Source organism: Thioalkalivibrio sp. ALE19 (assembly GCF_000428605.1).
Lineage (GTDB): Bacteria > Pseudomonadota > Gammaproteobacteria > Ectothiorhodospirales > Ectothiorhodospiraceae > Thioalkalivibrio.
Window position 1 is genome coordinate 1 of record NZ_AUAG01000036.1, and the last position, 18,586, is coordinate 18,586.

General features: G+C 62.4%; 19 protein-coding genes. 18 read left to right on the plus strand and 1 reads right to left on the minus strand.

The genetic code is table 11. The features are described 5' to 3' along the window. The first annotated feature begins 457 nt into the window (after positions 1–457). The gene (locus tag F787_RS0112785) at positions 458–1,507 is read left to right on the plus strand and encodes an ATP/GTP-binding protein (RefSeq protein ID WP_028492432.1); all 1,050 of its coding nucleotides are present in this window, start codon (positions 458–460) and stop codon (positions 1,505–1,507) included. Between the two features lie 4 nt (positions 1,508–1,511). Then, a complete protein-coding gene (locus tag F787_RS0112790) occupies positions 1,512–2,045 on the plus strand; it encodes a hypothetical protein (RefSeq protein WP_028492433.1) in 534 nt (177 codons plus the stop codon). Positions 2,046–2,137: 92 nt separating this feature from the next. On the opposite strand, the gene F787_RS0112795 is transcribed toward F787_RS0112790, so the two are convergent. Then, entirely contained in the window at positions 2,138–3,493 is a 1,356-nt protein-coding gene (locus tag F787_RS0112795) for an MBL fold metallo-hydrolase RNA specificity domain-containing protein (RefSeq protein WP_028492434.1), read from the minus strand. A 380-nt stretch (positions 3,494–3,873) separates the two neighbouring features. Between F787_RS0112795 and F787_RS16560 the strand changes: the two genes are divergently transcribed. The 16 genes from F787_RS16560 to F787_RS0112870 all read left to right on the plus strand — a co-directional run bounded on the left by F787_RS16560 (position 3,874) and on the right by F787_RS0112870 (position 18,580). Continuing rightward, entirely contained in the window at positions 3,874–4,167 is a 294-nt protein-coding gene (locus tag F787_RS16560; RefSeq protein WP_081619194.1) for a hypothetical protein, read from the plus strand. Then, positions 4,164–4,661, plus strand: coding sequence for a toxin-antitoxin system HicB family antitoxin (locus F787_RS0112805; protein ID WP_231373450.1), 498 nt, complete (start codon positions 4,164–4,166; stop codon positions 4,659–4,661). The genes F787_RS16560 and F787_RS0112805 overlap by 4 nt, the downstream gene beginning before the upstream one ends. Then, a complete protein-coding gene (locus tag F787_RS0112810) occupies positions 4,658–5,173 on the plus strand; it encodes a hypothetical protein (protein WP_028492437.1) in 516 nt (171 codons plus the stop codon). The genes F787_RS0112805 and F787_RS0112810 overlap by 4 nt, the downstream gene beginning before the upstream one ends. A gap of 337 nt (positions 5,174–5,510) precedes the next feature. Then, on the plus strand, positions 5,511–7,319 hold the full coding sequence (locus tag F787_RS0112815; RefSeq protein WP_028492438.1) for an ABC transporter ATP-binding protein: 1,809 nt from the start codon (positions 5,511–5,513) through the stop codon (positions 7,317–7,319). A gap of 15 nt (positions 7,320–7,334) precedes the next feature. Further along, positions 7,335–8,336, plus strand: coding sequence for a UDP-N-acetylglucosamine 4,6-dehydratase (inverting) (gene pseB / locus F787_RS0112820; protein ID WP_028492439.1), 1,002 nt, complete (start codon positions 7,335–7,337; stop codon positions 8,334–8,336). Between the two features lie 10 nt (positions 8,337–8,346). Beyond that, entirely contained in the window at positions 8,347–9,507 is a 1,161-nt protein-coding gene (gene pseC / locus F787_RS0112825) for a UDP-4-amino-4,6-dideoxy-N-acetyl-beta-L-altrosamine transaminase (protein ID WP_028492440.1), read from the plus strand. Further along, a complete protein-coding gene (gene pseF, locus F787_RS0112830; RefSeq protein WP_028492441.1) occupies positions 9,504–10,208 on the plus strand; it encodes a pseudaminic acid cytidylyltransferase in 705 nt (234 codons plus the stop codon). The genes pseC and pseF overlap by 4 nt, the downstream gene beginning before the upstream one ends. Further along, positions 10,205–11,317, plus strand: a complete 1,113-nt coding sequence (gene pseG, locus F787_RS0112835; RefSeq protein WP_028492442.1) for a UDP-2,4-diacetamido-2,4,6-trideoxy-beta-L-altropyranose hydrolase — start codon at positions 10,205–10,207, stop codon at positions 11,315–11,317. Before pseF ends, pseG begins: the two co-directional genes overlap by 4 nt. Next, complete coding sequence (locus F787_RS0112840) at positions 11,314–11,982, plus strand: formyltransferase family protein (protein ID WP_028492443.1); 669 nt, start codon at positions 11,314–11,316, stop codon at positions 11,980–11,982. Before pseG ends, F787_RS0112840 begins: the two co-directional genes overlap by 4 nt. Further along, on the plus strand, positions 11,963–13,009 hold the full coding sequence (gene pseI, locus F787_RS0112845) for a pseudaminic acid synthase (protein WP_042805964.1): 1,047 nt from the start codon (positions 11,963–11,965) through the stop codon (positions 13,007–13,009). The genes F787_RS0112840 and pseI overlap by 20 nt, the downstream gene beginning before the upstream one ends. Next, positions 13,006–13,281 (plus strand): hypothetical protein, encoded by a 276-nt coding sequence (locus F787_RS17235; protein ID WP_028492445.1) that lies wholly within the window; start codon positions 13,006–13,008, stop codon positions 13,279–13,281. Before pseI ends, F787_RS17235 begins: the two co-directional genes overlap by 4 nt. Before the next feature lie 91 nt (positions 13,282–13,372). After that, positions 13,373–13,510, plus strand: coding sequence for a hypothetical protein (locus tag F787_RS17240; protein ID WP_231373451.1), 138 nt, complete (start codon positions 13,373–13,375; stop codon positions 13,508–13,510). Between the two features lie 154 nt (positions 13,511–13,664). Next, positions 13,665–15,041, plus strand: coding sequence for a surface carbohydrate biosynthesis protein (locus F787_RS16570; RefSeq protein WP_081694140.1), 1,377 nt, complete (start codon positions 13,665–13,667; stop codon positions 15,039–15,041). Beyond that, a complete protein-coding gene (locus tag F787_RS0112860) occupies positions 15,031–15,930 on the plus strand; it encodes a sulfotransferase (RefSeq protein ID WP_028492446.1) in 900 nt (299 codons plus the stop codon). The genes F787_RS16570 and F787_RS0112860 overlap by 11 nt, the downstream gene beginning before the upstream one ends. Continuing rightward, positions 15,927–17,402 (plus strand): O-antigen polymerase, encoded by a 1,476-nt coding sequence (locus tag F787_RS0112865; protein WP_028492447.1) that lies wholly within the window; start codon positions 15,927–15,929, stop codon positions 17,400–17,402. The genes F787_RS0112860 and F787_RS0112865 overlap by 4 nt, the downstream gene beginning before the upstream one ends. Beyond that, positions 17,399–18,580: a glycosyltransferase family 4 protein gene (locus F787_RS0112870; RefSeq protein WP_028492448.1), complete on the plus strand. Its 1,182-nt coding sequence runs from the start codon at positions 17,399–17,401 to the stop codon at positions 18,578–18,580. The genes F787_RS0112865 and F787_RS0112870 overlap by 4 nt, the downstream gene beginning before the upstream one ends. The last annotated feature ends 6 nt before the right edge of the window (positions 18,581–18,586 follow it).

Genomic DNA, 18,586 nt, shown 5'->3' on the forward strand with positions numbered 1-18,586 from the left:
TCAGCTCGCTCATCCAGCGCCGGATGGCTGCCGGTGTGTTGTCGCAGCGTTGCGCGGCTTCGCCGTTCATGCTGAGCCACAGTTCGGTTTTGCCCACATCGACCCCGATCCGCTGAGCCGTTACCGATGTTGCCATCGTTCACCTCCCGAGCTAGCGTAAAACCGTCTGTCGGGGCCTCACCGAACGCTGGCTTGCCATCGATCGTCGGTCCCGAGCCGATCGATTCCTTATCGGCGCTTCAGGTGAGGGGTGGGACGAAGTCTCCTACTGTCTGTGCCGCAGGCCAGATGCCGGCCTCGTCCCTCCACCCCGACAGACCCTTTCTAGGCCTGCCGGGGGTAAACATACAAGCGGCCTCGGCCGCGAACGGTGCCTCTTCCTCACCATTTGCGAGTTGCGTACGCTAGTCTGCGACGACTGGATCCGGAAAACACGCCGAAAGGCTGCGAGACGCCCATGCTCAAGCAACTCGACCTGCAAAACGTGACGGCCTTCGGCGATGCCCATCTGGAGTTTACTCCCGGCCTGAACGTGATTGTGGGGGAGAACGCTACGGGCAAAACTCATCTGCTCAAGCTCGCGTATTCCATCCAGTCGGTGCTAGCGGAAGGCGGTCGGGGTCGGGAAGAAGAACGGGAACCCACCAAGGCCATCCTCCAGCCGCGGTTCGCGGACAAGCTTGTCGGGGTGTTCAAACCGGACAGCCTCGGCCGGCTGGCCCGGCGTCAGCAGGGACAAAGTCGGGGTTATGTCAGTGCTCGTTTCGAAGACAAGCGCTGGAATATCGACTTCGATTTCCACACCCAGAGCAAGAGCGAGGTCAATGTCACGCGCCTGCCGGACGCCTGGCTGGACAAGCCACCGGTCTACCTGCCCACGCGCGAGCTGCTGACCATCTATCCGGGCTTCGTCTCGGTCTACGAAAACCATTACCTGGAGTTCGAGGAAACCTGGCGGGACACCTGTGTGTTGCTGGGCGCTCCAACACTGAAGGGTGCGCGCGAGGAGCGGGCGCGCGAATTACTGAAGCCGCTTGAAGAGTTGATGGGCGGGCGTGTGGTCCTGGAGAACGGGCGTTTCTATCTGCGACAGCCGGGCCGGGGCAACCTGGAGATGGGGCTGGTCGCTGAAGGATGGCGCAAGATCGCGACACTCGTCCAGCTCATCGTGACCGGATCACTTCTGGAGCAGGGTTACCTCTATTGGGATGAGCCGGAGAGCAACCTGAATCCGCGCCTGATCCGCGCGGTGGCCGAGGCCATTCTCAGCGTGGCGGAGCAGGGCATCCAGGTGGTGCTCGCAACCCACAGCCTTTTCCTGTTGCGGGAGATCGATATCGCCGCCGAGCGACGGGGCAAAGGGGCCGCGCGGCAGCGGTATTTCGCCCTTTCGCAGGGAGAAGCGGGAGTCGAGGTGAGCCAGGCGGATACCCTCGAGGAGATCCACCCGCTCGCTTTGCTGGATGCGGAGCTTGAGCAGGCCGACGATTACCTGGAGCTGGAGTGAAGTCGTGACAGGAAGCCGCTTCACCGAAGGTGGTCTCACCTTTCACTTTGACGCCGGTGTGGAGGCAGGGCAGTACGACGGCTGGCGGTTCTTCACCGGCGGTTTTCAGAACACGTGCGGCGGCGCGAAAGCAGTCGACTTTGTGGCCCGGTGGGACAAAACCACCTACCTCATCGAGGTCAAGGACTACCGTCAGCACCCGCGGACCAAGCCGAGCGAGTTGCCGGACGAGGTGGCCGCCAAGGTACGGGACAGCCTGGCGGGGCTTGTGGCCGCCGGAGCCGGCGGGAACAGCGCATACGGCACGATTGAACCCGAAGAACGCCGACTGGCGCATCTCTGGGTGAGTGCGCGGCGGCTCCGGATCGTGCTGCACCTGGAACAGCCGACCCATGGGCGCAAGGGGCACCGAAGACTGAACCCGTCCAACCTCAAACTGGGTCTTAAACAGCGGTTACGGTTCATCGACGCCCAGCCTCGTGTGGAGCACATGGACACAACCCATGCGGAACATCCATGGCAGGTGACCAGCCCGTGAGCCATAGCGGCTTCGTTGCCCTTTTCCAGGCTGCGCCGGTTCGCACGTAGGAGCGGCCTCGGCCGCGAACCGGACGGGCTTTCGTCTCGGGCTCAACCTGTTCGCTTGCAAGCAAGCTCCCACAGGGCCTCCCGGGCGTGGGGTTCCCCGTGGACCAGGCGGATGTCCTGCGGGCCGGTGCGGATGCCACGCACGAAGCGCAGGAGGTCGGCCTGGTCCGCATGGGCGGAATACCCGCTGATGCTGTCCACGCCCGCGCGGATGGCGTAGCGCTCGCCGTCCAGCTCCACGTGGCCGCCACGGCCGGCGGCCTGGATGGCGCGGCCCGGCGTACCCTCCGCCTGGTAGCCGACGAACAGCACGTGGTGGCGTTCGTCCTCCAGCATCGCCTTGAGGTAGTTCACCACCCGGCCGCCGGCGGCCATCCCGCTGGCGGCGATCACCACCGCCGGGCGGCCGGAGCGGGCCAGGTAGTCCACCGTCTGCAGGTGGGTGTCGTGGTCGGCCACCGTGTAGAGGTTCTCGAAATCCAGCGGATGGCGCCCGGCGCGCAGGCGCTGGTGCGCCTCGGCATCCCAGAACGGCTTCAGCTCGCGGTAGACCTCGGTAAAGCGCGCGGCCAGCGGCGAGTCCAGCACCACCTCCAGCTCGCGCCAGCGCCGGTTGCCGCGATGGATCAGCCCCTCCAGCTCATACAGCAGCTCCTGCGTGCGGCCGATGCTGAAGGCAGGCACGATCACCGTGCCGCCGTTGGCATGGGCATGCTCCACCGCCGCCCGCAGCCGCGCCGCGCGCTCGCGGCGGTCGCCGTGGAGGCGGTCGCCATAGGTGCTCTCCAGCACCAGCGTATCCGCCCGGTGCGGCGGCTTCGGCGCCGGCAGCAGCGGCGCCCCGGGCGCGCCCAGATCGCCGGAGAAGACCACCCGGCGCGAACGGCGCTCCCCCGGCTCGCGGAAATCGAACTCCACATAGGCCGAACCGAGGATATGGCCCGCACGCTGCAGCCGCACCCGCGGGGCGAGGGCGGCATCTTCCACCGGCAGCGCATGCCACGCGTTGTACTCCAGCGCCACCAGCCGCTCGTCGATGGTCTCCAGCACCGGCTCGATCAGCTGCTGGTCGCGGGTGAAGCCGACCCGCAGCGCATCCTCCAGCATCAGCGGCAGCAGCCGGGCCGACGGCTTCGAACAGATGATCGGCCCGTCAAAACCCGCCGCCAGCAGATACGGCAGCCGCCCGATGTGGTCGATATGCACATGCGTGACCACCAGCGCCCGGATATCCTCCACCGGAAACTCGATCGCATGGCGCTCCAGCGTATCGCCCGGCCCATGGTCGCGCCCCTGGAACAGCCCGCAATCCACCAGAAACGAATCCCGCGCCGACAGCCGCAGCCGATGGCAACTGCCCGTTACGCCCTTGGCGCCCCCGTGATGCACGATCTCCATATCGTCTTCCCTGACCGTAAGCCAACCCCGACCATACATCGGACCATGCCCAAAGCGCACTTGATTCGCCCCATTTTTCGTGGCCCAATCCGCATGTCGTTCAAGGGCTGAACACGCCCCGTAGGAGGCCAGCCCCCTGGCCGATTGCCCTGGCCGATTGCCCCACCGGCGAACCAGATCGGCAGGGCAATCGGCCAGGGGGCTGACCTCCTACGGGCAAATCAACCGACAACCACCCAACCGGCCACCCCATGCTCAGGACCTACCGCAAAGCCCTGGCCCTGCTCAGCCGCAAGGAAAAACGCCGCGGCGGACTTCGGGCTCAGCCTGTTTCCCGCTTCTCCACCCCAAGATAGGGGTGACACTGCATATGGTGTCAGATGTCTGCTAACGTAAAGGATGTACTGCAGCAGCTCCAGGGTGCGGGCGGTTCCCTGCGATGCGATGAATTGCGACGGTTGCTCGAAACCCTGGGCTTCGAGGTCCGCGACGGGAAGAAAGCAGGCCACAAGGTGGTCACCCATGCCGGGCTGCCGAGTTTCTACTCGACCTCCTACACATGCGGACACGGGAAAAACCCTGAAATCAAGCCAGCTTATGTCCGGAACATCCGCAGGATGCTCGAGGAGCGGGAGCCGGAATTGAGCCAATGGCTGAAGGGAGAGACGTCATGAACGCGCAGGACTACGGGATCACGATACGCCGGGTCATCGAGGAGGGAGAAGCCTGCTTCGAGGCCCGGGTACGAGAGCTGCCGGACGTTGTCGAATACGCCGACACCCACGACGAGGCCTACGAGCTCGCGATCGATACCATCGAGACCACCGAGGCAGCGCTGAAGGAAAGCGGACGCGCGCTGCCGCAGCCTTTGCCGCCTGCGGATGACTTCAGTGGGCGCATTACACTGCGCGTGCCCAGAACACTGCACCGCGCACTGGTCTCCCTGGCCGAAGACGAAGGCGTAAGCCTCAACCAGCAGATCGTCGCCGTATTGAGCTACAACGTCGGGGTGCAGACGCCCACCCGTACGGTTCCCGCCGAGTGGCATGCAGAACCCGCCACTGCCCGGGCCGGCGGCAAGGCTGGAACGGCTCGCCCGCAAATCATCCATGACATCGGCGCGAGCGACTCCAGCAAAGCCGATAAGTGGATGGCGCCAGCTGTATGACGGATTCCCCGATCCAAGCAGCCGTCGATTGCCTGCGAATCCACGGGGTAAGCGTGCGCCAGTCCAGTGCCTGGCTGGCGGAAGATCATGACCCGCGGTTTTCACCCGTCGAGGCATACCAGCCGCAGTTCAAGCACCATGTGGACCGCAGCTATCTCATGGAAGTCCGCGAAGCAGAGACATCGTATTACGTCTTCCGGGTGTTCATCGGGCTGGGCCTGCGCTTGTTGCCAGCTTCTCCCGCCCGGGAAGGCGAAGACCGGGAGAAACACGAAGCCGGTGAGGCAGAAAGCGATGGTGTGCTGGCGCAGATCGAGGCGACATTTGTTGCCGAATACGACACCGATACCGACCCGGGTCCGGAAGCGCTCGAAGCCTTTGCACAGAGGAATGCCAGCTACCACGTATGGCCATACTGGCGTGAATTTGTAAGCAATCAATGCGCCCGCATGGAGTTGCCGCGGGTCGTCATCCCGACGGTTCAGTTTGCTGTTCCGGCAGATACCCAATAACCCCGCATCCCGAACCCAACACCCGACCCTGAGGCTGCCCAGTTACCCCATGTTCAGCACCTACCGCAAAGCACTGGCCCCTTCCGGTTCGCCTGCGAGCAGGCTCCCACAGACCGCGCATGGCACCGTAGGAGCGGCCTCGGCCGCGAACTTGATTCGCCCCACGATTCGTGGCCCAATCCGCAGTTCGTTCAAGCGGTGAACAACCCCGCGTAGGAGGCCGGCCCTCCGGCCGATCCCCCGGTGGGGCATCGGGCACCGACCGGCCATGCCAGATCGGCCAGAGGGCTGGCCTCCCACAAGAAAATCAACCAGAAACCACCCAACCGGCCACCCCATGCTCAGCACCTACCGCAAAGCCCTGGCCCTGCTCAGCCGCAAGGAAAAACGCCGCGGCGGCCTCGTGCTCGGCATGGTCATCGTCATGGCCGTGCTGGAAACCGCCGGCGTCGCCTCGGTCATGCCGTTCCTGAGCGTACTCGGCAACCCCGAAGTGGTGCAGACCAACCCGGTGCTCAACACCGTGTACGAGGGCTTGGGCTTCACCTCGGTGGATGCCTTCATCCTCGCGCTGGGCGCGGCCGCCTTCGGGCTCATCCTGTTCTCCGCCTTCTTCCGCTCGCTCACGCACTACGCGATGAACCGCTTCATCGAGATGCGCCGCCACAGCATCGGCAAGCGGTTGCTGGAGACCTACCTGCGCCAGCCCTACGCCTTCTTCCTCGACCGCCACAGCGGCGACATGGCCAAGAACATCCTCTCCGAGGTGGACCAGCTCGTGCAGCAGGTCTTCCGCCCCGGCATGCAGATGGTCGCCTACAGCGTGGTCATCCTCGCGCTGGTCATCCTGCTGATCGTGGTGGACCCGTGGCTGGCACTGGGCGTGGCCGTGGTGATCGGCGGCATGTATGCGCTCATCTTTGGTGCCGTGCGCGGCATCCTCGGCCGCGTGGGGCGCGACCGCGCCGGCGCCAACCAGGAGCGCTTCACTGCCGCCAGCGAGGCCCTGGGCGGTATCAAGGACATCAAGCTGCTCGGCCGAGAACACGCTTACCTCTCCCGGTTCGACGGCCCCTCGGCCCGACAGGCCCGCCACCAGGCCACCAACCAGACGCTCGGCGAAGTCCCCAAGTTCGTCATCGAGGCGGTCGGCTTCGGCGGCGTCATCGCGCTCACCCTGGTGCTGCTGGCTACCCAGGACGGCACCGACAGCGGCGCCCTGGGCGACATCCTGCCCATCCTCGGGCTGTACGCCTTTGCCGGTTACCGCATGCTGCCGGCCGCCCAGCGCATCTATGCCGGCATGGCCAAACTCCGCTTCGGCGCCGCCGCCGTGGATAACGCCTACAACGACCTGCACCAGCGCTCCGCGCTGGCCGAGCTGTACAAGCGCGCGCCCCAGCCGCTGGAGCCCAAGCAGACCATCGCCCTGCAGAACATCCACTACACCTACCCGAACGCAGAGCGCCCGGCCCTGCAGGGCATTAACCTGGAAATCCCCGTGGGCAGCTCCGTGGGCATCATCGGCACCTCCGGCGCCGGCAAGACCACCCTGGTGGACGTGCTCCTCGGCCTGTTGCGCCCCACCGAAGGCGCCATCGTGGTGGACGGCCAGCCCATTACCGACGCCAACCTGCGCGCCTGGCAGCAGGCGCTCGGCTACGTGCCGCAGGATATCTTCCTGACCGACTCGACCGTGGCAGAGAACATCGCCCTGGGCGTGCCGCCCGAGCAGATCGATCACGAACAGGTCGAGCGCTGCGCCCGCATGGCCCAGGTGCACGATTTCATCGTCAGCGACATGCCGCAGGGCTACAGCACCGTGGTGGGCGAGCGCGGTGTGCGGCTTTCGGGTGGGCAGCGGCAGCGGATCGGCATTGCGCGAGCGCTCTATCATGATCCGCCCGTGCTGGTTTTCGACGAAGCGACCAGCGCGTTGGACAACGATACTGAAGCAGCTGTCATGCGGGCGGTTGAGGCGCTCAGTGAACATAAGACAGTGATTCTTATCGCACACCGGTTGTCCACCGTGCGTAAGTGCGCGACCCTCTTACTGTTGGAAAAAGGCCATGGGGTTGATGGCGGCAGTTACGAAGAATTTGCCGGACGCAACAAGATGTTCAAGCAAATGGCTCAACACGGCTAAGAAGGAAAGTACTACATGTTCAATAACAAAACGGTACTTATAACCGGCGGTACCGGCTCCTTTGGGAAACGCTATGTTCAAACCATCCTTGAGCGCTACACGCCGAAGAAACTCATCATCTTCTCCCGTGACGAGCTTAAGCAGTATGAGATGGCCCAAGAGTTTAACGCCCCCTGCATGCGTTATTTTCTTGGTGACGTGCGTGACCCGGATCGCTTGGTCCAGGCCATGCGTGGCGTCGACTACGTGATCCACGCTGCCGCTCTCAAACAGGTTCCGGCTGCAGAGTACAACCCCATGGAGTGCGTTAAGACCAATATCCATGGCGCAGAGAACGTTATCCGGGCCGCGCTGGAGAGCGAGGTTCAAAAGGTCATCGCGCTCTCGACCGACAAGGCCGCCAACCCCATCAACCTCTACGGTGCCACCAAACTCGCCTCCGACAAGCTCTTCGTCGCGGCCAACAACGTCGCCGGGGGCCACGACACCTCCTTCGCCGTCGTGCGCTACGGCAACGTGGTCGGCTCGCGCGGCTCCGTGGTGCCGTTCTTCGAAAAGCTGATCCGGGAAGGGGCTACCGAGCTCCCCATCACCCACACCGACATGACGCGCTTCTGGATTACCCTGCAACAGGGCGTCGACTTCGTGCTGAAGAACTTCGAGCGCATGAGCGGCGGGGAGATCTTCGTGCCGAAGATCCCGTCGGTGCGGATCACTGACCTGGCCACCGCCATGGCGCCGGAGCTGAAGCAGACGATCGTCGGCATCCGCCCCGGCGAGAAGCTGCACGAGATCATGTGCCCGGCGGATGACTCTCACCTGACGTTGGAGTTCGATGACCACTTCGTCATCCGCCCCACCATCACCTTCGCTGGTCGGGTTAACAATTTCTCCCCCAATGCCCTGGGTGAAGAGGGCGCACCGGTGGCACAGGGCTTCGAGTACAACTCGGGTGACAATGCCGAATTCCTCGACATCGAGGGCATCCGCGCATTCAACGAGATCGCCCGGCAGTGAGGTCGCACTCGTGATCCCCTACGGTCGCCAGCAGATCACCGAAGACGACATCCAGGCCGTCGTCGACGTCCTGCGCTCCGACTTTCTCACCCAGGGATCGGTGGTGCCGCGCTTCGAGCAGGCGGTGGCGGAAAAGGTAGGCGCCGGGCACGGGGTCGCCACCAACAGCGCCACTTCTGCCCTGCACATCGCTTGCCTGGCGCTGGACCTCGGCCCCGGCGACTGGCTCTGGACCAGCCCCATCACCTTCGTCGCCTCGGCCAACTGCGGGCTGTACTGCGGCGCCCAGGCCGATTTTGTCGACATCGACCCGCACACCTACAACATGAGCCCGGATGCGCTGGCTGAGAAGCTGGCCGTGGCCGAACGGGAAGGGCGGCTGCCCAAGGTAGTGGTGCCCGTCCACTTCGCCGGCCAGTCGTGCGACATGGCTACCATTCACGCCCTGAGCGAGCGCTACGGCTTTCGTATCATCGAGGACGCCTCCCACGCCATCGGCGGGCGCTACAAGGGCGAGCCGGTGGGCTGCGGCCGCTACAGCGATATCACGGTGTTCAGCTTCCACCCGGTGAAGATCATCACCACCGGCGAGGGCGGCATGGCGGTAACCAACGATCCCGAACTGGCCGAGCGCATGACGCGCCTGCGCTCCCACGGCATCACCCGCGACCCGGAGCAGATGACCCATGCGCCGGACGGCCCGTGGTACTACCAGCAGATCGAACTGGGCTTCAACTACAGGATTACGGAAATGCAGGCGGCGCTCGGCCTGTCGCAGCTTGAGCGCCTGGATGCCTACGTGGCCCGCCGCAACGAACTGGCGGAGCGCTACGACCGACTGCTCGCCGACCTGCCATTCATCACGCCGTGGCAACACCCGGACAGCTACTCGGGCCGGCATCTCTACGTCATCCGCCTGCAACTCGACGAGATCGACCGTTCCCACCGGGCCGTATTCGAGTCGCTGCGCGAGCAGGGCATCGGCGTGAATCTGCATTACATCCCGGTGCATACCCAGCCCTGGTATCGGCAGATGGGCTTCCGACCGGGCGACTACCCCGAAGCAGAGCACTACTACGCCGAGGCCATCATCCTGCCGCTCTTCCCATTGATGACCGAGGCGCAACAGGACCAGGTCGTCACTGCGCTCAAGGGGGCGCTAGGCAGATGAAAGTGGCCATCATCCCCGCCCGCGGCGGCAGCAAGCGCATTCCTCGCAAGAACGTCGGCTCGTTCTGCGGTAAGCCGATGATTGCCTGGTCGATCGAAGCAGCGCGGGCCAGCGGCTGCTTCGATCGCGTGATCGTTTCCACCGATGATGACGGGATCGCCGTCGTGGCGGAGCAGCACGACGCCGAGGTGCCTTTCCGGCGGCCGGCTGATCTGGCCGACGACCATACCGGCACGGTTCCGGTCATTGCCCACGCTATCGAGTGGCTCCAAGCTCGCGGCGAGGACCCTCAAACGGTCTGCTGCCTGTACGCCACGGCACCCTTCGTTCGGTCTGACGACATTCGGCGGGGACAGGAAGCGCTGGAAGCCTCGAACGCGGAATACGCGTTGTCCGTGACCAGCTACGCCTTTCCCATACAGCGCGCCCTGCGGATGACCGATGCCGGCCGACTGGTCATGTTCCATCCCGAATATGCGAACACCCGGTCGCAGGATCTTGAGGAAGCCTGGCACGACGCCGGCCAGTTCTACTGGGGGCGGAGCGCGGCGTGGCTTTCAGGTGTGCCGATCATGAATTCGGATTCGATTCCCATCGTGCTGCCGCGGGAGCGTGTCCAGGATATCGACACCCCCGAGGACTGGCGACGGGCCGAGTGGTTGTTCAAGGCGATGCAGGCGGAGGCGCGGGAAGCCGAATGACGCCCAGGAAACAAACAGTTGTATTCCGGGCGGACGCTTCGGAGCAGATCGGTAACGGGCACGTCATGCGTTGCCTGACGTTGGCCGAGGGCCTGCGTGAGCGGGGTCACGAGTGTCATTTCATCTGTCGACAGCACGAAGGCAACCGGATCGAGACGATCCGGGGTCACGGGTTCTCTGTCCACGTATTGCCGCTGGTCACTAACAACTTAGGCGAAAATTCCGGCGAGGCGGCGTCCCCACATGTCCACTGGCTCGGCGTGTCCTGGGAGACCGATGCGCGCGAATGCCTTGAGATCGTCGGTGAACTAAATCCGGACTGGCTGGTGATCGATCACTACGCGCTCGATGCCCGGTGGGAAAGATGCGTCAAGGCGCAAGGTGCTCGTGTGCTGGTTATTGACGACCTGGCCGACCGGCCCCATGAGGCCGATCTGCTGCTCGACCAAAATTTGGGCCGCAGTGCCGAAGACTACACGGATCTGGTTCCTGCCGGTTGCCGGATTCTGGTCGGCCCGCGATACGCACTCCTGCGGCCGGAGTTTGGGCAACAGCGTGAGGAAAGCCTGCGCGGACGCCGGTCGCCGCGCCTGCAAAGGCTGCTGGTGACCATGGGGGGTGTGGACCAGCACAACGCTACTGGAAAAGCGCTCAGTGCCCTCCGGTCCTGCCCGCTTCCCGATGATGCCGAAATCGAGGTGGTGATGGGTGGAAACGCACCATGGCTGACCGAAGTCCGGGAACAGTGCGCCGCCATGCCGTGGCCCACCCGGGTGCAGGTGGACGTCCAAGACATGGCCAGGCGCATGGTCGAGGCCGATTTGGCTATCGGGGCGGCGGGGAGTACCTCTTGGGAGCGTTGTTGTCTGGGGCTGCCGGCCCTGATGGTCGTGTTGGCGGAGAATCAGCGTTCAATCGGCGAAGCGCTGCATTCTGCTGGCGCGGGACAGATGATTGGCACACCCGATGATCTGGTCGTGTTGCCTCGACGTTGGGCTAGCCTGGTCGAAGCCACGGCGCTGGCAGATACAGCTATGGCGGCCTCGAATCTGACCGACGGCAATGGCACGCAAATGGCGATCCAAGAGATGGAAAGCGTGAGCGCATGATGCAAATCAGTATCCTCTGTTCCAGTGCCGATCACCCAGTCAACAAGTGGCTTGAGTCCTGGCAACGGGATCATTCCAGAGAACACGAGATTGCAATTTATCGAGACAAGCACGACCTTCCCGGCGGTGATCTGTTGTTTCTGGTCTCGTGTAGCGAACTTATCAATGCGGCTACGCGAGAAAGATATAAACACACGTTCGTACTACATGCCAGTGATCTTCCGAGGGGGAGAGGGTGGAGTCCTCATGTCTGGGACCTTCTGGAAGGGGCGGAATCTATTACTCTTTCTCTTCTGAGCGCCGAGGATGGGGTGGATACCGGACCCCTCTGGGCAAAGCAGAAATTGCGCGTTCCGCGTCACGCACTTCATGACGAGATCAACGCCATCCTCTTTTCAGGCGAGATGGCGCTGATGGACAAGGCACTCGAGCTGGTATCGAAGGGCGCAGCACCTGAACCTCAGAATCCGGATATGGAAGCGACGTACCACCCTAGGCGGACGCCGAGGGATAGTGAGGTCGATCCCAGGCAGCCACTTGCCGATTCATTCAACAAGATCCGCCTGATGGACCCGGATCGCTACCCGGCGTTCTTCCGACTGCATGGGCACACCTACACCATCGAACTCAAGAAGGTTAGTGAAGATGACAAGGATCACGATTGACGGACGGACGATTGGCCTTGGCGAGGCACCGTACGTGATCGCTGAGATGTCGGCCAATCATAATGGCTGCATCGATACCGCCTATCGTTTGCTCGAGGAAGCGAAGAAGGCGGGCGCGGATGCCGTCAAGATACAGACCTATCGGCCGGACACGATCACGCTGGATAGCTATCTGCCTGACTTTCAGATTACCGAAGGCCTTTGGCAGGGGCGTACCCTCTACGAATTGTATGAATGGGCCCACACACCCTGGGATTGGCACAAGCCCCTCTTCGATTACGCCCGCCAGCTCGGCATCACGATCTTCAGCTCGCCGTTCGATACCACGGCCGTCGACCTGCTCGAAGACCTCGGCGCGCCCGCTTACAAGATTGCCTCGTTCGAGGCCGTGGACCTGCCGCTGATCGAATACGTCGCGCGCACCGGTAAGCCGATGATCATTTCTACCGGCATGGCCGACGCGGAGGAAATCCAGGAGGCTATCGACGCCGCCAAGGGCGCAGGTTGCGACCAACTGGCCATTCTTCACTGCGTGAGCGGTTATCCCGCACCAGCGGAAGACTACAACCTGCGGACCATCCCCGACATGATCGAGCGCTTTGGTCTGGTCACCGGCCTGTCCGATCACACCATCGACAATACCACCGCGGTTACGAGCGTCGCTTTGGGCGCGTCCGTCATCGAGAAGCACTTCACCCTCGACCGCAACGGCGGTGGCCCGGATGACAGCTTCTCCCTGGAGCCTGCGGACCTTGCGGCTCTTTGCCGTGATGCGGCCACAGCTTGGCAGGCGCTCGGCCAGGTTAATTACGGCCGAAAATCCAGTGAACAGGGCAGCGCCAAGTTCCGCCGTTCGTTGTACTTCGTCAAGGATCTCAAGGCGGGGGAAGTCATCACGGCTGACGCTATAAGGAGTGTTCGGCCTGGCTATGGAATGCCGCCCAAGTGTATGGAAGAACTAATTGGGAAGCGTCTCAATGTCGATGTGCCCGCCTGTACGCCTGTGACGTGGGAAGTCTTGAAATGAAAAAACACGGCTCGCTGGTGAACCATCTGCGGCACCGCCGGCGGCACTACCGCAAGCGCTACGGTTCGGTCGATCGCCGGGGCCGGATCGTCAACCGGGTCGGGAGTGAGAAGCGGCCGACGGTGGTCGACGAACGTCGGCGTTTTGGCGACTGGGAAGGCGAGACGGTGCTGGGCAGCGGTGCGGCCGCGCTGGTCACGCTGGTGGAGCGCAAGAGCGGCACGGTCGCCACCCGCAAGATCGAGCGGCGAACGTCCGAGGAGAGCCGGTAGGCGATCATCGACGCCCTGGGCCATTGGCGCCCGGGAGTGACGAGTATCACGGTCGACGATGGCAAGGAGTTCGCGGCCCACGAGCAGGTCAGTGCTAAGCTCGCCTGCCCCCGTGTACTTCGCCCGGCCGTATCACAGCTGGGAACGCGGCTCGAACGAGAACCCCAACGGTCTGATTCGGGAGTACTTCCCGAAGGGCACCGACTTCGCTCAGGTCAGCGAAGAATGAATCCAGGAGATCGAAGACAAGCTCAACCTTCGACCGCGCAAGCGGCTCGGCTACTGGGCTCCGATCGAGGTCCTGGAGAAATCCTTACAGCGGCGATGCGCCGCTTGGCGTGGCGTGGCGTTCCGTTTGTTTGGTGATAGCTTGGAGAAGATGAATGTATCTATACATTCCCGTCGAGGTGAAGGATCGAGAGTTTCAGTCTCGTTTGATGTTGGCTCTTCTTGCGGCCCATCGTGGCTGGACGGTCTATATTGGGCGTATCGACGAGATCAGTCTTTTAGCCCGGAGCCGTGGCTCTCCTGTCGGTGCTTATTTTGATAAAAGTATACAACGGGGTAAGTATCAGAAGCTGGCTTCTCTTAAGATGCGAGGCTTTCGCATATTTTCGCAAGATGAGGAAGGTGGGTTTCTTGATTCTGAATATGATGGGTTTGCCAGAAGGCGGTTTGATTCTTCGACATTGAGCTTAGTTGATCGAGTATATTGCTGGGGTAGGTTCGACTTTCAATCGTTGACCACGATGTACCCAGAGTACCGGAACAAATTTATGCTGTCAGGGTCGCCTCGCGCGGACCTCTGGCGTGAAGATTTCGCTGGAGGGCATAAACAAAAATCTCAGCGATATCGCGGGATCTACGCGCCATTCGTCTTGTTTTCTTCGAATTTTGCATTTGTTCATGGGTTTTATTCCCTTGATGAGTTGTTGGCGATTCAGGAAAGTCAGGGTATGATACGGTCAGAGTCTGACCGGCAGAGCGTTCGAGATGTGTTTGCGGATCAGCTGAGAATGCGCGACGCGTTTGTTGAATTGGTCACGCATCTGGCTTCTCGGTTCCGGGGGGTTACTTTTATTGTGAGGCCGCACCCGGTTGAGAATTCCAGATTTTGGGAAGATTTGGTTGGCGGCTATCCGAATATAAAAGTGATTAGAGAGGGTGACGTGGCGCCGTGGATACGTTCTGCTGCCGCTGTTATCCATAATGGGTGCACGACAGGTCTGGAGGCGGCGGCAATGGCTACGCCAGTTGCAGCATATTTGCCGCACGACTCGCGGCATGCGAGGTCCGTGCCTAACTCCGTGAGTGAGCAGATCAGAGATATTTCCGGTATGGCTTCATTTGTTCAAGATGCTGTCTTTGATGGTAATCAAGGTGGGGCGAGGGATAGTGTTTGCCGTAACATGTCTGGTGTGAAGGAAAGGTTTGCGAATATAGAAGGCCTCCCGGCGATGGTTAGGATTTTAGAGGATATAGAGTCGAGTTATGATATTGCCGCCGGCGGGTTGGGGGATTCAGCCGTTTGGCGTTATTTCTGGGGCATGATGCTGAGGTCGCGTGATCTTGGTCAGAAAAGCAGAGCGAAGGTTCTCGGGCGATCGCACCCCGGGTGCAGGAAGTTCGGAGGAATCAATCGCTCGGAGATTCTGGCTGGGGCGGATGCCATCGAGAGTATATTTCCGGAAATTTCAGGGCGCTTGGGTTTGAAGAACCTTGGAAGATCAGTGGTCAGGGTTTCGTTCGATGTTGAGTAGGTTGTTTATTTTGGGCGCACCCAAGTGCGGTACCACTTCCCTTGCACGCTGGCTGGAGCAGCACCCGCAGGTGTTCATGTCGCCCATCAAGGAGCCGCATTATTACAGCGCCGACCTCGCCAATCGGACCATTCAATCCGAGGATCGCTACGCCAGGCTCTTTGACGGGGTGACGGAAGCGCATCGGGCAGTTGGGGAAGCATCGACCTGGTATCTGTTTTCGCAGGAGGCCGTTGCGAATATCGAACGGGAACACCCTGAGGCCCGGTATGTCGTGATGACGCGGGACCCATTGGCGATGGCGCATTCGCTTTACCATCACAACCGGCGGGTATTGCACGAGGACCAGCCGACGTTCGAGGCGGCCTGGCGTCTGCAGGAGCAAAGGGCGGCCGGGCGGCATTTGCCCCGGGACTGTACCGAGCCTGCTTTTCTGCAGTATTTGGCGGCGTGCAGCCTGGGCTCCCTGCTGCAGAGGCTGTATGAGCAAGTACCGGCGGAACGGGTGCTGCATGTGCCGCTGGAATGGATGCAGGAAGATCCGGCGCGGGAGTATCGGCGGGTGCTGAGCCATCTCGGCGTGGACGATGACGGCCGCGAGGATTTTCCACCGGCGAACGAGGCCCGGGGCCACCGCAGCCGTATGTTGCAGAAGGCCCTCCGCCTGGGTGGGCGCATGCGAGTTGCGCTGGGCGTCAACAAGGGGTTTGGTCTTGGGCGGCTGAATGAACGGGGCCAGGCGAAGGAAACGCTTTCGCCGGAGTTTCGCGCGGAGCTGGAGGCAGCGTTTGCGGATGAGCGTGCCCAGCGGGAGCAGTTTGTGGCGGAAGCGGCGGACGGGGCCGCAAACTCGCATCCGAACGCTGCGGACGAGAAGGTGCATCCGTGATCCGGGGTACTCGGCCCGACAGCCCGTACCTGGCGCTGCTGCCGCTGGAGCGGGGCGCGTTTATTGGTGGGCTGTTGCTCATTGTGGTGCTGAGCGGCATTGTTTCGTTCGGGACCGAAAGCGGATCCCATCCGCTGCTTTATGGCGCGTTCCTCGTGTATGTGGGCGTGCTGGCCTTGCCGCTGTTCGGGGCCTTTCTGCGTACGCCCGGGCTGTTTCATCCCCTGTTCTTTTACGCGACCTGGACCGGATTGCGGTCCCTGCTCACGGGCGATGCCGTTCTGGGGGCAACGGGGCTGGAGTTTCATCGAGCCTTGGCGGGCATGAGCCGGACCGAGCTGGAGCTGGTTGCGGCGCAGTCGTTTCTGCTGGAAGCGCTGGCGCTGGCCGCCCTGTATGTCGGCTATGGCGTGTTTCGCAACATCCGGGTGCCGCGGCTGCGCCAGCCTGCACAGCCCAGGCGGCTGGCGAAGGCGGCGGTTCTATGGATGGCGCTGCCGACAGTGGCCGTGGCGATCCTCTCCATGGAGGCAGGCAGTCTGGGTAACCTCATGCTCCAGCGCGGCATTGCATCCGACCAGCGCATTGCTGCGGAGATTGGGGGGCAATGGCACTATCTTGCTGGGGTGGGCACGATCGTGCCGGTCGTGTGGCTGGCTTTCGACCGTAATGCCGTGAAACATCCCGTGTTCTGGATGGTGGCCCTGTTCGGAGCATTTCTGGTGTTCGCGGCTACCGGTTCGCGCAGCGACGTGATATGGCCGTTTATCCTGATTGCCCTCGGATGGGCACTTCGGCATCGGACGATCCCGTACCGCACCCTGTGGGTGTTAGCGGGCATCGCGATCGTGCTTGTCGGCCTGTTGGGCGAATTCCGGGCCGCCACACGTGGAGCGGCCACGTTGGCGGACGTCGAGTTCCAGGCCGAGATCTGGTCCAGCGCGCAGGCCGGTTATGAAACAATGGTTCGGAACAGCACCACCAATAACGGGCAGATTGCCGTGCTGCGGAGCGTGCCCGACCGAGTGGATTACCTCCTGGGCGAGTCGTATCTGTCGATTCCGTTCGTCGTCATCCCGAGCAGGCTATGGCCGGGGGATACGCCGGATGCAGCCGGTAAACTGAATGCCACCTACATCTACGGGAACCCACTCACCGGAATACCCACTGGGCCAGTAGGCGAAGCTTACTGGAACTTTTCCTATGCCGGGGTAGTAATGGCGTTCCTGGTGTTCGGAGGGGTATTGCGCTTTGCAGGATCGCTGTACCGAACCAACTCAGAGCATCCCCTGATTATTCCGGTTTATCTGTACACCATCATGGCTCTCGCGCCGGGTAGTAACGAGATCTACAACTTCGTTCACGCATTCGTGCCCGTGATCGGCTTCTATCTGTTTGTTCGCCTGGTGGACCGCGTTCGGCTGGGCAGGACATCGGCTCCGCGCACGGCTGGAATGGAGGGCAGCCAATGAAGGTGTTTGCCTACATGCCCACCCCGGGCGGGCTCACGGGCGCGCCCCGGCGCTTGCTGACCCTTGCCTCCGTCCTGCGCGACCAAGGCATCGAGATGTGTATCGCCACGCAGCGGGACAGCGAGCTGTTCCGGGCGGCGGAGGAGCTGGGGCTGAAAACGGTAGCAGTGGAGCCGGTCGGCGTGCTCCGCGAACGGCACGGCGCGTTGTTCGGGGGCAATGCCATATTCCGCCTCAAGGCGTTGTTCAGCCTGCTGGTGCAGAACCTGGGCATCGCGCGGAAGATTCGGAGGCACGGTGCCGATGTCGTGTGGATTCGTAGCAGCAAGGGGATTGCATTCGCGGGACTGGGTGCGCTGCTGAGCCGGCGGCCTCTGGTCTGGGACGTGGATTACGAGTTGCCTTCTCGGGGTCCGGTGCGCTGGCTGCATCGGCTGGGGCTGTGGGCGGCCAAACGCGTGGTATTCCAGTATTCGGCTGCGCCGGATGCGATTTTTGGCCCGGGGCTGGCCGGGCGGTACCGGCAAAAGTTCAAGACGATCATTCCCGGGATCGACCTGCCATCTCTGGAACCGTTCCGGGCCAAGCGAATGGCGAGGGAGTGCCGGGAGGGCGATCCTTTCGTGATTCTGCAGGTCGGCACCATCTGTGACCGGAAGAATCAGCAGCTATTGATTGATGCGCTCGTCCGAGTACGGCAGGCACGCCCGAATGGACCGATTCGAGTGCAGTTGGCCGGCGGGGTGTTCGAAGAGGACTATGCCGGGTCCCTGAAGGAGAAGGTAACCGCCGCGGGGCTCGAGGAGGAAGTGGAGTTCCTGGGTTGGCGCTCGGATGTCCACGAACTGATGGCGGGCGCGGACGTATTGGCGATGCCCTCTCGTGACGAGGGCGTGCCCAACACGGTGCAGGAAGCGATGGCTATCGGCCTGCCTGTGCTGGCAAGTGAGGCCGGGGGGATGCCGGAAGTCGTTACGGAAGGGGAGACCGGGTGGATTCTGGGGATGGACAGCGCGGAAAGCTGGGCGGACAGGATCGGGTGGTGCCTCGAGAATCGAAAGCAGTTGGATGAGGTGGGGCAACGCGCCGCCGAGTATGCGGTGGAGCACTTTGGTACCCAGCAATGGGGTTCGGAATACGGGCGGTTGATTGCTGAGAGTTGCGGCGGTGGGGAATGAAGGGGG

Bases quoted from the DNA above. Each gene is read 5' to 3' on its own strand.
- F787_RS0112785 (WP_028492432.1), top strand. From the start codon at position 458: ATGCTCAAGCAACTCGACCTGCAAAACGTGACGGCCTTCGGCGATGCC.
- F787_RS0112795 (WP_028492434.1), bottom strand. From the start codon at position 3,493: ATGGAGATCGTGCATCACGGGGGCGCCAAGGGCGTAACGGGCAGTTGC.
- F787_RS16560 (WP_081619194.1), top strand. From the start codon at position 3,874: ATGTCTGCTAACGTAAAGGATGTACTGCAGCAGCTCCAGGGTGCGGGC.
- F787_RS0112805 (WP_231373450.1), top strand. From the start codon at position 4,164: ATGAACGCGCAGGACTACGGGATCACGATACGCCGGGTCATCGAGGAG.
- F787_RS0112810 (WP_028492437.1), top strand. From the start codon at position 4,658: ATGACGGATTCCCCGATCCAAGCAGCCGTCGATTGCCTGCGAATCCAC.
- F787_RS0112815 (WP_028492438.1), top strand. From the start codon at position 5,511: ATGCTCAGCACCTACCGCAAAGCCCTGGCCCTGCTCAGCCGCAAGGAA.
- pseB (WP_028492439.1), top strand. From the start codon at position 7,335: ATGTTCAATAACAAAACGGTACTTATAACCGGCGGTACCGGCTCCTTT.
- pseF (WP_028492441.1), top strand. From the start codon at position 9,504: ATGAAAGTGGCCATCATCCCCGCCCGCGGCGGCAGCAAGCGCATTCCT.
- pseG (WP_028492442.1), top strand. From the start codon at position 10,205: ATGACGCCCAGGAAACAAACAGTTGTATTCCGGGCGGACGCTTCGGAG.
- F787_RS0112840 (WP_028492443.1), top strand. From the start codon at position 11,314: ATGATGCAAATCAGTATCCTCTGTTCCAGTGCCGATCACCCAGTCAAC.
- pseI (WP_042805964.1), top strand. From the start codon at position 11,963: ATGACAAGGATCACGATTGACGGACGGACGATTGGCCTTGGCGAGGCA.
- F787_RS17235 (WP_028492445.1), top strand. From the start codon at position 13,006: ATGAAAAAACACGGCTCGCTGGTGAACCATCTGCGGCACCGCCGGCGG.
- F787_RS16570 (WP_081694140.1), top strand. From the start codon at position 13,665: ATGTATCTATACATTCCCGTCGAGGTGAAGGATCGAGAGTTTCAGTCT.
- F787_RS0112860 (WP_028492446.1), top strand. From the start codon at position 15,031: ATGTTGAGTAGGTTGTTTATTTTGGGCGCACCCAAGTGCGGTACCACT.
- F787_RS0112870 (WP_028492448.1), top strand. From the start codon at position 17,399: ATGAAGGTGTTTGCCTACATGCCCACCCCGGGCGGGCTCACGGGCGCG.